Raw genomic sequence first — 352 nt, 5'->3', positions numbered from 1 at the left:
TTCAAGGGCAGCCTGATCGACACCGACGAGGATACGGGCGAGTGCCACTACTGCGCGCAGGGCGACGCGCTGCACCTCGCCGGCTGGTCCGACGAGCGCCTGCACAATGTGGAACAGGAAGAGGCCGACCGCGCCGTCGCCGAGCTGCTGGGCGTCTCGCGCTTCCAGGCCGTGCTGCTGCGCCAGGTCAACGACCGCCGCGACGGCGCGCCGCAGATCGTCCTGACGAACCCGGAGCGCGTCATCGGCGACCAGGCGCCGATCATCCTGGCGTTCGCGCGGCACCTCGATGCGATGACGGCGGAGGAGTTGGCCGCCGCCTGGGACGCCGCCAGGGGCGCCGCCGGGGACG

The 352-nt window shown here is 72.4% G+C and carries 1 protein-coding gene; it reads left to right on the top strand.

Going from position 1 to position 352, the window contains the following annotated elements:
* The coding region (locus M0638_RS28240) for a hypothetical protein (RefSeq protein WP_248670288.1) at window positions 1-352 on the top strand (352 nt) is incomplete at both ends.

The sequence above is a fragment of the Roseomonas acroporae genome (assembly GCF_023223525.1).
In the GTDB taxonomy this organism is placed as follows: Bacteria; Pseudomonadota; Alphaproteobacteria; order Acetobacterales; family Acetobacteraceae; genus Roseomonas_E; species Roseomonas_E acroporae.
This window is presented reverse-complemented; position numbering and strand designations above follow the sequence as displayed.